This window comes from Herbiconiux sp. SALV-R1 (genome assembly GCF_013113715.1).
GTDB lineage: Bacteria > Actinomycetota > Actinomycetes > Actinomycetales > Microbacteriaceae > Herbiconiux.
Genome location: NZ_CP053344.1, coordinates 1,967,370 through 1,981,187, shown reverse-complemented (window position 1 = coordinate 1,981,187; position 13,818 = coordinate 1,967,370). Strand labels below are relative to the sequence as shown.

Genomic DNA, 13,818 nt, shown 5'->3' with positions numbered 1-13,818 from the left:
CGGTGGGGGAATGGAGCTCGTGCGGTTCGCAGTGTCCGCGCCCGCCGCGGTGTCGTCGCAGCTGGCGTTCGACCGGGTGGTGCCGCGCGACGACAGCACCCTGTTCACGGGGTATCTCGTGCTGCCGGCGGTCGCCGGTGTGCGGGGCGCCACCGGTCCGTGGAACGTGGTCGGCCAGGAGCGCACGGTGCTGCTCTCCGACGGCGGGAGCTTCCGCGAGCGGATCACCCGCTATGACCGCCCGGACGAGCCCGACGGCGAGGGCCGCTTCGACTACGCGGTCGACCGCTTCACGGGCATCCTGTCGCTCGTCGTCTCCGATGCCGTCGCGAGCTGGCGCTATCGGCCGGGTACCGGTGCGGGCGGTTCGACCGCGGCAGGCTCGGTCATCGAGTGGAGCTACGGGTACCGGCCGTTGCCCGGTCGGCGCTTTCTGGTGCGGCGAGTGATCGGACCCCTCTGGATGCGCTACATGCGACGCAGCATCGCCGTCTGCGCCCGCGTGGCGGAGACGGGGTGAGCGGAAGCGACGTCGCTCCCTGGCCGAGTGGGCGCCGTGTGCTCGTGACGGGCTCGCGGGCGCCCGTCGCCCTCGACCTCGCCCGCCTGTTCGCCGCCGACGGCGCGACGGTGTTCACCGCCGACAGTCAGCCGGCGCTCGCTTCGCGGTCGAGGTCGGTGACGAGGGCCTACCGTGTGCCGTCGGCGCGCTTTCGGCCCGAGGAGTACCGCGCCGCCATCGCCGGGATCGTGGCGAGGCACTCCGTCGATCTCGTGGTGCCGACCTGCGAGGAGATCTTCTGGCTCGCGGGAGGTGCGGTGGCGCCCAATCACTCGGGGGACGCACGCGGTGCAGGCGGAGATCTCGAGGGCGCTCTGTTCGCGCCCGACCTACCGACCCTGACGCGGCTCCACGACAAGGCCGCATTCGTCTCCCTCGTCACCGAGCTCGGCCTACGGGCACCCGAGACCGAGGTCATCACCTCGGGCATCGCCTGGCGACGCCGCTCGGCGGGCCGGGGGAGCGACTCTCCCACGCTCATCGCCAAGCCCGCCTTCTCCCGCTTCGGAACTCAGGTGTTGCGCATCGACCGCGGTGAGCCGCTGCCCGAGCTGCGCGGCATCCACCCCGATGCGCCGTGGCTGCTCCAGGAGCGTGTCGTGGGCGAGGAACTCTGCACCACGGCCGTCAGCGTCGCCGGCCGCCTCACCGCCTTCGTCGCCTACCGCCCCGCCTGGCGCTTCGGCACCGGCGCCGCCGTCTCTTTCGAGCGCCTCGACCACCGCACCGGCGCCGCCGCCAAGGCGTTCGCCGCCGCGACCCGCCTCGCCGCCTCCCTCCACCTCACCGGCCAGTTCGGCCTCGACCTCATCGCCACCCCCCACGGCATCACCCTCCTCGAATGCAACCCCCGCTCCACCAGCGGCATCCACCTCTTCACCCCTACCGACCACCTCCCGCACGCCTTCACCCCACCCACCCCCGCGCCCCCCACCCCTGCCGTGCCGTCCACCCCCGCGCCGCCCACCAGCGCGTCGGCCGCCCTCGCGCCGCCGACCAGCGCGTCGGTCGCCCCCGCGCCGCTGACCAGCGCGTCGGTCGCCCCCGCGCCGCTGACCAGCGCGTCGGCCGCCCCCGCGTCCGGCACCCCCGTGCCCCCCACCCCTGCCGTGCTGTCCACCCCCGCGCCGCCGTCCAGCGCGTCCGCCGCCCCCGCATCCGCCACCAGCGCCTCAGCCACCCCCGCTTCTGCCGCCCCCGCGTCCGCCACTTCCGCTTCCGCCGCCCCCGCGTCCGCCATCCCCGTGTCCGCAGCCCCCGCGTCTGACTCCACCACGTCCGCCACCCCCGCGTCAGCAACCCCCGCCACTCCCGCGTTCGCCACCCCCGCCCCCGCGACCACCAGCGCCTCAGCCACCTCCGCGTCCGCCGCCCCCGCGTCAGCTACCCCCGCCACCACCACGTCCGCCACCACCGCCGCCGACCCCGCCGTGATTTCTGGCCCCGCCGCGATAGTGGCCGAGCATGGGCATTCCGGCGACTCGACCGCGGTGGTGGCCGATCGCTACCCGCCCTCCGGCTCCGCCTCGGTGATGGGCGCGCCCCACCCGTCCGCGAGCTCCGCCGGGGCGGTAGCGGTCGCCGGTCGGTCCGGTAACTCCGCTGCGGTGGCGGCCGAACCCCACCCATCCGCGCCTGCGGCCGATACGTGGGGTGGCGACACGACCGCGGGCGGCCGCCTCTTCACGGCGTCGCGGGAGGCGGCTCGGCTGGGGCTGCCGCATGTCATGGCCGCTGGAAGCATCCGGAGTCGGCGTGATGCGGTCGCGTTTCTGCGTCAGCTGGGGGCGCCGGATGCACTGGTCACCCGAGGCGACGGGGTGGGCACTCCGGCGCTGCTCCGCTCGCTCGCGGTGCAGGTGCGCACCGCGGCCAGCGAGCGCGTTCCGCTCACCGCCGCCTCGACCCACGATCTCGAGTGGAACGGCCCGGTGTCGCGTGGCGCCGAGCGCGATCCTCGGTGGGGAGCACGACTGGTCGAGGAGATCGCGCGCGAAGGCGGACTGGCGGCGCTCGCGCCGAACCTCGCGGGCGAGCTGAGCACGGTCGAGGTGTCGGGTGAGACCGTCCCCGTCACCGCCCCGCCTCCCGCGAGCCAAAGAGGCGACCGCGCCACCGACGAGCCGCTGAGCTACGTCGTCGCACCTCGCACCCACTTCATCGGCTACGCCCGCGAGGAGCTCCACGAGCTCGACTCCCGCGCCCTCCGCGCGATCGCCGGTGTCGTCATCTCGGTGCTCGACCGGCTCGTCGCCCCCGCCCGGCTCGACCGCACCGTCATCGTCGGCAACGCGCTCGTGTCGACGAATCTGCTCCCCGAACTGGCCGAGACGGAGCTGCGCGCACTCACCCGCAGACTCGCCCTGGAGCACCCCGACTGCGCGATCGCCTGGCGCAGCGTGCACGGCAGGCGCAGCACGAACCCGCAGGTGCTGCGGCGCGCCGGCTACCGCCTCATCCCGTCGCGCAGCGTGCTCTTCACGCCGACGAGCACGAGCGTTTGGGAGGGCCCCCGCGACACCGCCCGCGACCGCGCGGTCTTCGACCGCTCGGGGTACCGGGAGGTCGACGCCCCGCTCGATCCGGCGACGGGCACGTCGTCGCCCGAGCTCCGCGACCGCATCGCTCACCTCTACCGCCTGCTGTACGTCGAGAAGTACTCGCCGCTCAACCCCCGCTACACGGCCGAGTTCGTCGGCGCTGCCCAGCGCGCGGGCTTCCTGCGCTTCGTGCTCCTGCAGCGCCCCGACGGCCGCGTCGACGGCGTCTTCGGCTACGCGGTCGCGCACGGCTACCTCGCCGCCCCCGTCTTCGGCTACGACACCGCGCTCCCGCAGCGGCTCGGCCTCTACCGCATGCTCAGCCTCCTGGTGGCCCGACGGGCCCACGCCGCGGGGGTCGAGCTCCACAACTCCAGCGGCGTCGCCGACTTCAAGCGCCACCGCGGTGCCGAGCCCGAGCTCGAGTACACCGCCGTCTCGACCCGCCATCTGTCCTGGCGCCGGCGCCTCGGCTGGGCCGCGCTCGAACTCGTCGTGCGCGGGGTCGCCGTGCCCCTGGTCACGCGCTCCGGGCTATGACAGGGCATGAGCTGTACTCACATATGGTGTCCATGCCGTGGGCTGCGACACATGCGTGGGTGAAGCTCTGGTTGCGCGGGCGTCGGGCAGGTAGGCATGGTGTGTGAGTTCGACGCCTTCCGACGCAGCACGGCTGCTGGGCTCCCGCATCCGTGACGAACGCCAGAAGTTCGCGATCAACCAGATGGAGCTCGCTGAACTCGCCGGCCTCCACTTCACCAACCTGGGCAAGATCGAGCGCGGCCAGGCGAACCCGTCGCTGCACACCATCCTGCGCATCGCGGGCGCCCTCAACCTGAACCCCGCGGTGCTCGTCGACGGCATGACCGCCGACATGCTGCCCGACCGGCCGCACAAGATCACCGTCGCCGACCTCATCAGGGCCAGGGAGCAGGGCTCCGTCGACTGAGCCGCGGCTCAGAAGCTGATGCGCCAGAAGTACTCGTCGCCTCCCGGCCGGAACCAGCGCACCACGAGCACCGTTCCGACCGACAGGCCGGCACCGCGGATGCGCAGGCGCAGTCGTTCACCCGGCTCCAGCAGAACGGGTGGTGTCGCCCGCATGAGGCCGGGGCCGAGCAGGTTGAAGGAGATGCCGCGCAGCGGTTCGTCGCCGATGTTGCGGAGGGTGTAGCTGTGCGGGGCGTCGCGTCGGTCGAGGCGGAGTGGCACGGGGTAGGCGGTCGGGAGCGGGCGGGGTTCGGTGAGTGAGCTGGTTGCCATGCGGGAAGTGAAGACCCGACCACCGACGCTCGGGGCCGGTATCCGCCCCGGTGGCGCAGAGCTGTGGAGAACCGGTGCCGATCAGCTGCCTGTGGTGGAGGCGTAGAGCTCGAGCGCCTCGTCGATCGGGCCGTCGAACACCAGGCGTCCGCCGTCGAGGTAGAGGCCCCTGGTGCAGAAGCGCCTGAGGTCGCGCTCGTTGTGCGAGACGAAGAACAGCGTGCGCCCGCCCGCCAGCAGCTCCTCGATGCGCCGGTAGCACTTCTCGCGGAACGCCTTGTCGCCGACGGCCAGCACCTCGTCGACGAGGATGACCGGCTCCTCGAGCTGCGCGATCACCGAGAACGCGATGCGCACCCGCATGCCGCTCGAGAGGTGCTTGTAGGGGGTGTCGAGGAAGTCGCCGATCTCGGCGAACGCGATGATGTCGTCGAAGCGCGCGTCGACCTCGCGCTTGGTCATGCCGTGCAGGCCCGCCGTGAGGTACACGTTCTCGCGCACCGAGAGGTCATCGACGAAGCCGCCCGTGATCTCGATGAGCGGCGCGACCCCCTCGCGCACGGCGACCCGGCCCTCGTCGGGCAGCACCACCTCGGCCACCAGCTTCAGCAGTGTCGACTTGCCCTGACCGTTGCGCCCGATCACCCCGATCGCCTCGCCGGGCTGCACAGTGAAGCTCACGCCGCGCAGGGCCCAGAACTCGCCGGGTCGCGCCCGTCGCCGGCTGCCGGCGAACAGGTCTTTGAAGCTGCGCCGGGCGCGACGGTTGCGTTTGAACCGGATTCCCGCATCCGTCACCTCGATCACCGGGGCGCCGTGCCCGCCCTGCTCGATCACCGGGGCGCCGTGCCCGCCCTGCTCGCTCATCTCAGATCTCCTTCAGCACGGATCGTTCCGAGGAGCGGAACACCACGAGGCCCACGACGAGCAGCGCCACCGACATCGCGGCGCCGACCCCGACCTGGTACCAGTCGAGCTGGTCGGCGAAGAATCCCGAGCGGTAGAGCGAGAAGATGCCGCTCAGCGGGTTGAAGGCGGCGAGCGGCTGCAGGCCCTCGGGGAGGTCGTGGGTGCCGTAGATGATGGGGGAGGCGTAGAAGAGGAAGCGCAGCGCGAGCTTCACGGCCCGCTCGAGGTCGCGGAAGAACACCACGAGCGGCGCGACGATCAGGGCGACCCCCGCGGTGAGCACGCCCTGCAGCACGATGGCGAGCGGGAACAGCAGCAGGTCGGGCCCGACGGATGCTCCGCCCACGATCGCGAAGACGGCGAGAACCGGGATGCTGGCCACGAACTCGATGCCCTTCGACAGCACCAGGCGGTTGACCCAGATGGTGCGCGGGATCTTGGTGGAACGGATGAGCTTCGCCTCGCGCAGGAAGGCGCGCGTGGAGTCGGAGACCGCGCCGTTGAACCACATCCAGGGCAGGAGCGCCGTGAGCAGGAACACGATGTACGGCTCGGTGCCGACCGGCCGGTGGAACACCTGCGTGAACACGAACCAGTAGATGCCCGCCATCACCAGCGGGTCGAGGATCGACCAGAGGTAGCCGAGCGCCGACGTCGAATAGCGCACCCGCAGGTCGCGGCGGGTGAGGAGCCAGAGCGAGTGCCCGTACGAGCGCCACCCGGTGGGGCGTCGACCCCGCGGCGTCACGGCCGGCGCACTCACCACGGAAGCTCCCTCATCAAGGGCTCACTCTAACGGAGCACCGCGGCGGGCGGCGCCCGGTGCACTCAGACGAAGCCCGGTGGACTCAGACGAAGAGGTTCGCGCGGTCGAGGTCTTCGGCGAAGTCGACCTCCACGGCGTAGAGGTCGGAGATGTCCATCGGCTCCACCAGCACGCCGTCGCGGGCGATGGCGAGCTCGAGGCCGCGCTCGAAGTAGTCCTGGTCGTCGACGCGCTGCAGCTGCCGGATGAACGCCGCCTTGTCGCGGCTCGAGATGTAGTTGATGCCCACGGCCTCGCCGAGACCGCCGACGACCGTCTTCGAGAGCTCGTCGATGTAGCCCTCGGCGGTGGTGGTGTACTTCACCTCTTCGTCGCTGACCTTCGCGGTGTTCACCGTCACGAACGACTGGTCGCGGGCGATGAACGGAACCGCACGGTCGAGAACGCTCGGATCGAAGACGACGTCCCCGTTCATCCAGAGCACACCGCCCGCGGGGGAGGCGAGCAGGGCGCGCAGGAGGCTCTTCGAGGTGTTGGTCTGGTCGTACTCCTCGTTGTAGACGAAGGAGGCCGACGGGAACGCCTCGATGATGTGCTCGAGCTTGTAGCCGACCACGATGCTCACGCGTGCGGCGGAGCCGAAGGTGTGACGGATGTTGTCGAACTGCTGACCCATGATGGTGCGGCCGTCGCTCAGCTCGGTGAGGGGCTTCGGGAGGGCGCGACCGAGCCGGCTTCCCATGCCTGCGGCGAGAATGACGACCTGGGTGGTCACGAGCAGCTCCTAACGACGTTCCTTGTTCACAAGGGTGAACATTTCGTGAACAGTTTATCCGGGTCCCCGGTCGCGGCAAGGGCGTGGGGCCTGTATCGTTTCTCTTTCGTGATGCCGCGAGGGGGAGTGGCCCGAGACGCTCCGCGCGGCAGGGGTTCGATGCCTGGCGCCTGTCGGTGCGCGGCATCGGCGGGATTGATAGGTTGGTGCGGTGAGCTCAGAGTCAGACACTCCAGACGTCGGCGCCGCCGAGTCGGGACGTGCTCCCGCCCCACGTCGAGCTCCCGCCAAGACGGGTTCGGGTACCCGTCAGCCCGCCAAGCGGCCCGCCGCGTCGAAGCCCCGCACGACCCCGGCGAAGACGGCCGCCGCGCGAACGACCGCCGCGAAGAAGGCCGCCCCCGTTGCCGACGAGGCGGCCGTCGCTGAGGTCGTCGCCGACGAGGCGCCCGCCGCTGAGGTCGTGGCCGACGAGGCCGCAGAAACCGCCGCCACGGAAGCCGACGCCGCGCCCGCCGCCAAGGCCGCCGCGCCCAAGCGCCCCGCCGCCCCGCGCAAACCCCCGGCGACCCGCACCGCCGGCGGCGGAACCGCCGCGACACCACGCACCCCACGCACTCCGCGCACCCCGGCCCGCCCCCGCACGGTCGCCGCGCCCCCGCCCTCGGTGGTGCGCGACCTCGACCCGAACGACATCGGTCTGTCGATCACCGGGCTCACCAAGAAGTTCGGCAGCACCACCGCCGTCGCGGGTGTCGACATCGACGTTCCCGTCGGCTCCTTCTACGGAATCGTGGGCCCGAACGGCGCCGGCAAGACCACGACGCTGTCGATGGTCACCGGCCTCCTGCGCCCCGACGGCGGCAGCATCACGGTGCTCGGCCACGACGTGTGGCGCGACCCGGCGGCCGCCAAGCGCCTCATCGGCGTGCTGCCCGACCGCCTGCGCCTGTTCGACCGCCTCACCGGCCGGCAGCTGCTGCACTACTCCGGGTCGCTCCGTGGCCTCGACTCCGCCACCGTGCGCCAGCGCAGCGACGACCTCGCCGCGGCCTTCGGTCTCGAGGACGCCCTCGGCCGTCTCGTCGCCGACTACTCGGCGGGCATGACGAAGAAGATCGCGCTCGCCTCGTCGATGATCCACTCGCCGCGCCTGCTCGTGCTCGACGAGCCGTTCGAGTCGGTCGACCCGGTCTCGGCGGCCAACGTCGTCGAGATCCTCGAGAAGTACGTCTCGGGCGGCGGCACCGTGGTGCTCTCCAGCCACAGCATGGACATGATCCAGCGCACCTGCGACCGCGTGGCCATCATCGTCGAGGGCAAGGTGCTCGCCAAGGGCACCGTCGACGAGGTGCGCGAGGGCGGCACTCTCGAACAGCGGTTCCTCGACCTCGCGGGCGGGCGCAAGAGCGCGGAAGGCATGGAATGGTTGCTGAGTTCCTCCGACTGAAGTTCCGCCTGATCGGCAACGCCGGAAGGCGCAGCACCCCCCAGCTCATCGGCCTCATCATCGGCATCGCCTACGCCGTCATCATGGCCGTGCTGCTCGTGCTCGTGCTGGCGGGCCTCCGCGACGCCGAACCCGAGTTCGCCCGCAACGTCGTCGTCATCGGCGGCTCGCTCGTGGTGGCGGGCTTCCTCCTCGTGCCCGTCGTGTTCTCGATCCGCGACTCGATGGACCCGCGCTCGTTCAGCCTGCTCGGGCTCACCGACTCCAAGATCGCCACCGCACTCGCCGTGGTGGCCTTCGTGAGCGTTCCCTCGCTCGTCGCCACGGTCGCGAGCTTCGCCACCGTGGCGACCTGGTCGCGGTCGCCCGGTCTCACGGCGCTCGCCCTCGTCTCGGCGATCGTCGGCGCGGTCACCTGCGTGCTCGGCGCCCGCCTGAGCGTCTCGCTCGCGGCGTTCGCCTTCGCGACCAGGCGGGCCAGGGAGGTCGGTGCGGCGACCGGGGTCTTCGCGATCATCCTCATCGTGCCCGCCATCGTGCTGCTCGCCCTCACCGGCTGGGGCGACGACGGGCGGGGGTTCTTCTCCTCGCTCTCCTCCGTGCTCAGCTGGACCCCGCTCGGCGCGGTCTGGGCCGTGCCCGCCGACGCGGCCAACGGCCAGTGGGTGTTCGCGGTGCTGAAGCTGCTCATCGCGGCGGCCACCCTCGCCCTCATCTGGCTGGCTTGGAAGGGCCTCGTCGCCGTCATGACGGTGACCCCGGGGCGGAGCCTCGAGGTGCGCGAGCACAGTGGCCTCGGCTGGTTCGGCCGTACGCCGACCACGCCCACCGGCGCCATCGCCGCACGCCTCCTCACCTACTGGGCGCGCGACCCGCGCTACTACGCCCAGCTCGTCATCGTGCCCGTGGTGCCCGTGGTCGCCATCATCGTGTTCGTCTTCGTGGGTGTGCCCATCGAGTACACCGCGCTGCTGCCGGTGCCGGTGATGTGCATGTTCCTCGGCTGGGTGGTGCACAACGACGTCGCCTTCGACAACACCGCCATCTGGCTGCACGTCGCGGCCGGCCGCCTCGGCGTCGCCGATCGCATCGGCCGCATGATCCCCATCGTGTTCATCGCCATCCCGCTCATCGGCATCGGTTCGTTCCTCAGCGTGTTCTTCGCCAACGAGCTCGACGCCCTGCCCGCGGTGCTCGGCACCAGCACGTGCCTGGTGCTCGTGGGCCTCGGCCTCGGCAGCATCTTCTCGGCACGCTTCCCGTACGCGGCGACGCGGCCGGGCGACGGGGCGTTCACCCAGCCGCAGTCGGCGGGTGCGGCGTGGGTGCTCTCACCCGGGTTCTCGCTGCTCGGCACCGTGCTGCTGTCGACCCCGGCCATCGTCTACGGCGTGCTCGGCGTGTTCGTCGACCGGGAGTACTACTGGGTGTCGCTGTGGTGGGGCATCGGCATCGGCGTGGTGGTGCTCGTGGCGGGCGTGGCGCTCGGCGCCCGCATCTTCAATCGCCGCGGCCCCGAGATCCTCGCCGCCGCGCAGCGCAACTGACCGACCCGCGCACCCGACCCGCAGCGCGGCCGATACCCAGCGCAACTGACCGACCCGCGCATCCCTCCGCCTAGAATCGACGACATGGCACACATCCCCTCCGCTCGTGTCTCCGAGCCGGGCGGCCTCCCCGACGGCGGTGGCGGCACCACGACGCTCGACCGCGAGCTCGAAGAGCTGCTCAACACCGAGAACATCGATCCCGGTGACCACGAGCGCTTCTCGCACTACGTCGAGAAAGACAAGATCCTCGAGTCGGCACTCACCGGCAAGCCCGTGAAGGCACTCTGCGGCAAGAAGTGGACTCCCGGGCGCGACCCCGACAAGTTCCCCATCTGCCCCACCTGCAAGGAGATCTACGAGCGACTGCTCGACGACGAGTAGTCGACGAACACCGTCGGCAGCGCCGGGTCTCCTGCGGTGAGACGGAACGCCTCGCGCGGCAGCTCGCCGAGCGACAGCTCGCGGTGCTCCCGGGCGGCGCGCACGCCCGCCGCCCCGGTCATTCCCGGCTCGGCGACCCCGTCGACCATGAGCGGCACGACGAGACGTCTGCCCTCGGGCAGTGCGCCCGTGGGCTCACCCACGAGCACGGTCTCCGACACGGCGGTTCCGGATGCGCTCCGCACCCGCACCGCATCCTTCCGCCCACCGTGGGTCGCCTTGTCGGCCGAGCGCTTGGCGACCTGAACCCAGCGGCCGTCGTCGCCGCGGCGCGCCACGAGCTTGTAGACCATGCCGGCGGCCGGATGCCCGGAGCCGGTCACCAGCGAGGTGCCCACGCCGTAGGAATCGACCGGGGTCGCGGCCAGGGCGGCGATGGCGTACTCGTCGAGGTCGTTCGTGACGGTGATCTTCGTGCCCGTGTTGCCGAGCGAGTCGAGCTGCCGGCGCACCTCGCCGACCAGGGTGAGCAGGTCTCCCGAGTCGAGCCGCACCGCGCCGAGCTCGGGGCCTGCGACCTTCACCGCGGTCTCCACGCCGGCCGGCACGTCGTAGGTGTCGACGAGCAGTGTCGTCGAGGCGCCGAGCGCCGCGACCTGTGCGCGGAAGGCCTGCTCCTCGCTGTCGTGCAGCATGGTGAAGGCGTGGGCGGCGGTGCCCATCGTGGGAACGCCCCAGGTGCGGCCGGCCTCGAGGTTCGAGGTGGCGCCGAACCCGGCGATGTAGGCGGCGCGGGCGGCGGCGACGGCCGAGCGCTCACCGGTGCGCCGCGAGCCCATCTCGGCCAGCGGGCGGCCGCGGGCCGCCGAGACCATGCGCGCGGCGGCGCCGGCGACCGAGGAGTCGTAGTTGAGCACGCTCAGGATGAGCGTCTCGAGCACGACCCCTTCGGCGAATCCCGACTCGACGATGAGGATGGGGGAGTCGGGGAAGTAGGCCTCTCCCTCCCGGTAGCCCCGGATGGTGCCGGTGAAGCGATAGTCGGCGAGCCAGTCGAGCGCGGCGGAGCTCACCACCGAGTGCTCGCGCAGGAAGTCGAGCTCGGCGTCGCCGAAGCGGAACCGCTCCACGAGCTCGAGCAACCGCCCGGTGCCGGCCACGACGCCGTAGCGCCTGCCGCCCGGGAGCTTGCGCCCGAAGGCCTCGAAGACGCTCTCCCGGTCGTGCGTGCCCGCCTGCAGCGCCGCATCGATCATGGTGAGCTCGTACCGGTCGGTGAGGAGTGCCGTCGACGTGTCCACGCCTCCGAGCATACGGGGGCGTCTCCGCACGTCGTAGGCTGGTCTGTCGTGAGCGACAGACCCATCGGCATCTTCGACTCCGGGGTCGGCGGGCTCACGGTGGCCCGCTCGGTGCGCGACCAGCTGCCCCGCGAGTCGATCCTCTACGTCGGCGACACCGCGCACTCGCCCTACGGCCCGAAACCGCTCGCCGAGGTGCGACGCTACGCCCTCGAGGTGCTCGACGACCTCGTCGCCCAGGACGTGAAGCTCCTCGTCATCGCCTGCAACACCGCGTCGGCGGCGATGCTCCGCGACGCCAGGGAGCGCTACAGCGTGCCCGTGGTCGAGGTCATCCAGCCCGCCGTGCGCACGGCGGTCACCACCACCCGCAACAACCGTGTGGGAGTGATCGGCACCGCCGCCACCATCATGTCGCGCGCCTACGACGACGCGTTCGCCGCCGCACCGCACCTCGAGCTGTTCACCCAGGCCTGCCCCGAGTTCGTCAGCCACGTCGAGGCGGGCGACACCACGAGCCGTGAGCTCGTCGCCCTGGCCGAGGAGTACCTCGCGCCCCTCGTCGCCGCCGACGTCGACACCCTCGTGCTCGGCTGCACCCACTACCCGTTCCTCAAGGGCGCCATCAGCTACGTGATGGGCGAGGGCGTGCGCCTGGTGTCGAGCGACACCGAGACCGCGAACGACGTCTACCGCACCCTGGTGGGCGCCGGCATCGAGCGCACCTCGCCCGGCCGCCCGGTCTACCGCTACGAGGCCACCGGCGGCAGCGCGGCCGAATTCCTCCGCCTCGCGGAGCAGTTCCTCGGCCCGGAGGTCTCCTCGGTCGAGCTGGTGCACACCAGCACCATCCCGCTGCCCGTCCGCGACCAAGCCCGCGGCTCCGTCCACGACCCCGCCCGCGACTCCGTCGCGCCCCACCGATCACCCGAGGAGAACCCGTGACCGACACCGCAAGCCTCCGCAAGGACGGCCGAACCGCCGACCAGCTCCGCACCGTCACCATCGAGCGGGGGTGGAGCGAGCAGGCCGAAGGCAGCGCGCTGGTCTCCTTCGGCAAGACCAAGGTGCTCTGCACCGCATCCTTCACCAACGGCGTGCCGCGCTGGAAGGCGGGCTCCGGCAAGGGCTGGGTGACCGCCGAGTACGCGATGCTGCCGCGCTCCACGAACGACCGCATGGACCGCGAAGCCGTCAAGGGCCGCATCGGCGGCCGCACCCACGAGATCTCGCGCCTCATCGGCCGGTCGCTGCGCGCCGTGGTCGACATGAAGTCGCTCGGCGAGAACACCATCGTCATCGACTGCGACGTGCTGCAGGCCGACGGCGGCACCCGCACCGCGGCCATCACGGGCGCCTACGTCGCCCTCGCCGACGCCATCGAGTGGGCGCGCACCAAGAAGTTCATCGGCCAGAAGGCGAAGCCGCTCATCGACTCGGTGTCGGCGGTCTCGGTGGGCATCATCGACGGTGAACCGATGCTCGACCTGGCCTACGTCGAAGACGTGCGCGCCGAGACCGACATGAACGTCGTCGTCACCGGCCGCGGTCTTTTCGTCGAGGTGCAGGGCACCGCCGAGGGAGCCCCCTTCGACCGCCGCGAACTCGACTCGCTGCTCGACCTGGCCCTGGTCGGCACCTCCGAGCTCGCCCTGCTCCAGGGCGCTGTGCTCGCCGCTTCGGGCGACGAGGCGGCCGGCCGATGAAGGTCGTGCTCGCCACCCACAACGCGCACAAGGTCGAGGAGTTCCAGGGCATCCTCGGCCGGGCCCTGCCCGAGCTCGAGATCGTCGCCTACGACGGCCCCGACCCGGTCGAAGACGGCACGAGCTTCGACGAGAACGCGCTCATCAAGGCGCGCGTCGCCGCCGCCCACACCGGCCTCCCCACCCTCGCCGACGACTCGGGCATCTGCGTCGACGTGCTGGGCGGCGCCCCGGGCATCTTCTCGGCCCTCTGGGCCGGGCACGGCAAGGGAGCCGTGGCGAACCTCGAGCTGCTCCTCGACCAGCTCGCCGACATCGCCCCCGAGCACCGTGCCGCCTCCTTCGCCTGCCACATCGCGATCGTGAACCCGGCATCCGGCTTCGAGACCGTCGTGTCGGGCACCTGGCCGGGGCGACTGGCGACCGAGGTACACGGTGAGGGCGGTTTCGGCTACGACCCGATCTTCGTGCCCGAGGGCCACGACATCACGGCCGCCGAGCTCACGGCCGAGCAGAAGAACGCCATCAGCCACCGCGCCCGGGCGTTCGAGGCGGCCATCCCGGTGTTGAGAATGAACGTCATTCCCGACTAGCCCCGACGCGACCTCGCGCCGC

14 protein-coding genes are annotated in these 13,818 nt (G+C 71.5%); 9 read left to right on the top strand and 5 right to left on the bottom strand.

Annotation, left to right across the window (positions count from 1 at the left end; genetic code table 11):
* Positions 1-10 precede the first annotated feature (10 nt).
* The 3 genes from HL652_RS09555 (at position 11) to HL652_RS09545 (ending at position 4,051) form a co-directional block, all read left to right on the top strand.
* Complete coding sequence (locus HL652_RS09555) at positions 11-520, top strand: SRPBCC family protein (RefSeq protein ID WP_171705117.1); 510 nt, start codon at positions 11-13, stop codon at positions 518-520.
* Positions 517-3,642: an ATP-grasp domain-containing protein gene (locus tag HL652_RS09550; protein WP_171705116.1), complete on the top strand. Its 3,126-nt coding sequence runs from the start codon at positions 517-519 to the stop codon at positions 3,640-3,642. The genes HL652_RS09555 and HL652_RS09550 overlap by 4 nt, the downstream gene beginning before the upstream one ends.
* Before the next feature lie 103 nt (positions 3,643-3,745).
* Positions 3,746-4,051, top strand: a complete 306-nt coding sequence (locus HL652_RS09545; protein WP_253743749.1) for a helix-turn-helix domain-containing protein — start codon at positions 3,746-3,748, stop codon at positions 4,049-4,051.
* 8 nt (positions 4,052-4,059) lie between these two features.
* On the opposite strand, the gene HL652_RS09540 is transcribed toward HL652_RS09545, so the two are convergent.
* From HL652_RS09540 to HL652_RS09525, 4 genes are all read right to left on the bottom strand, one after another.
* Positions 4,060-4,365, bottom strand: coding sequence for a hypothetical protein (locus HL652_RS09540; RefSeq protein WP_171705115.1), 306 nt, complete (start codon positions 4,363-4,365; stop codon positions 4,060-4,062).
* 81 nt (positions 4,366-4,446) lie between these two features.
* The gene (locus HL652_RS09535) at positions 4,447-5,232 is read right to left on the bottom strand and encodes an ABC transporter ATP-binding protein (protein WP_171705114.1); all 786 of its coding nucleotides are present in this window, start codon (positions 5,230-5,232) and stop codon (positions 4,447-4,449) included.
* A 1-nt stretch (position 5,233) separates the two neighbouring features.
* Positions 5,234-6,037, bottom strand: a complete 804-nt coding sequence (locus HL652_RS09530; RefSeq protein ID WP_371743639.1) for an ABC transporter permease — start codon at positions 6,035-6,037, stop codon at positions 5,234-5,236.
* An 85-nt stretch (positions 6,038-6,122) separates the two neighbouring features.
* Positions 6,123-6,815 carry a phosphocholine cytidylyltransferase family protein gene (locus HL652_RS09525; protein WP_171705113.1) on the bottom strand — a complete coding sequence of 231 codons (693 nt, stop codon included), beginning with the start codon at positions 6,813-6,815 and terminating at the stop codon, positions 6,123-6,125.
* A 211-nt stretch (positions 6,816-7,026) separates the two neighbouring features.
* Between HL652_RS09525 and HL652_RS09520 the strand changes: the two genes are divergently transcribed.
* The 3 genes from HL652_RS09520 to HL652_RS09510 all read left to right on the top strand — a co-directional run bounded on the left by HL652_RS09520 (position 7,027) and on the right by HL652_RS09510 (position 10,196).
* Positions 7,027-8,265, top strand: a complete 1,239-nt coding sequence (locus HL652_RS09520; RefSeq protein ID WP_171705112.1) for an ABC transporter ATP-binding protein — start codon at positions 7,027-7,029, stop codon at positions 8,263-8,265.
* A complete protein-coding gene (locus HL652_RS09515) occupies positions 8,241-9,812 on the top strand; it encodes an ABC transporter permease (protein ID WP_171705111.1) in 1,572 nt (523 codons plus the stop codon). Before HL652_RS09520 ends, HL652_RS09515 begins: the two co-directional genes overlap by 25 nt.
* A gap of 84 nt (positions 9,813-9,896) precedes the next feature.
* On the top strand, positions 9,897-10,196 hold the full coding sequence (locus tag HL652_RS09510; protein WP_171705110.1) for a DUF3039 domain-containing protein: 300 nt from the start codon (positions 9,897-9,899) through the stop codon (positions 10,194-10,196).
* Here the strand turns inward: HL652_RS09510 and HL652_RS09505 are convergent.
* Positions 10,169-11,497, bottom strand: coding sequence for a nicotinate phosphoribosyltransferase (locus tag HL652_RS09505; protein WP_216604054.1), 1,329 nt, complete (start codon positions 11,495-11,497; stop codon positions 10,169-10,171). The genes HL652_RS09510 and HL652_RS09505 overlap by 28 nt on opposite strands.
* Before the next feature lie 48 nt (positions 11,498-11,545).
* Between HL652_RS09505 and murI the strand changes: the two genes are divergently transcribed.
* The 3 genes from murI to rdgB are packed head-to-tail and all read left to right on the top strand — an operon-like array spanning position 11,546 to position 13,796.
* The gene (gene murI, locus HL652_RS09500) at positions 11,546-12,442 is read left to right on the top strand and encodes a glutamate racemase (protein WP_171705108.1); all 897 of its coding nucleotides are present in this window, start codon (positions 11,546-11,548) and stop codon (positions 12,440-12,442) included.
* Positions 12,439-13,203, top strand: coding sequence for a ribonuclease PH (gene rph / locus HL652_RS09495; protein ID WP_171705107.1), 765 nt, complete (start codon positions 12,439-12,441; stop codon positions 13,201-13,203). The genes murI and rph overlap by 4 nt, the downstream gene beginning before the upstream one ends.
* Positions 13,200-13,796, top strand: coding sequence for an RdgB/HAM1 family non-canonical purine NTP pyrophosphatase (rdgB, locus tag HL652_RS09490; protein ID WP_171705106.1), 597 nt, complete (start codon positions 13,200-13,202; stop codon positions 13,794-13,796). Before rph ends, rdgB begins: the two co-directional genes overlap by 4 nt.
* Positions 13,797-13,818 lie beyond the last annotated feature (22 nt).

What these genes read in the sequence shown, in the direction of transcription:
- HL652_RS09555 (WP_171705117.1), top strand. Translation starts at nt 11, where the DNA reads ATGGAGCTCGTGCGGTTCGCAGTGTCCGCGCCCGCCGCGGTGTCGTCG.
- HL652_RS09540 (WP_171705115.1), bottom strand. Translation starts at nt 4,365, where the DNA reads ATGGCAACCAGCTCACTCACCGAACCCCGCCCGCTCCCGACCGCCTAC.
- HL652_RS09535 (WP_171705114.1), bottom strand. Translation starts at nt 5,232, where the DNA reads ATGAGCGAGCAGGGCGGGCACGGCGCCCCGGTGATCGAGCAGGGCGGG.
- HL652_RS09515 (WP_171705111.1), top strand. Translation starts at nt 8,241, where the DNA reads ATGGTTGCTGAGTTCCTCCGACTGAAGTTCCGCCTGATCGGCAACGCC.
- HL652_RS09510 (WP_171705110.1), top strand. Translation starts at nt 9,897, where the DNA reads ATGGCACACATCCCCTCCGCTCGTGTCTCCGAGCCGGGCGGCCTCCCC.
- rdgB (WP_171705106.1), top strand. Translation starts at nt 13,200, where the DNA reads ATGAAGGTCGTGCTCGCCACCCACAACGCGCACAAGGTCGAGGAGTTC.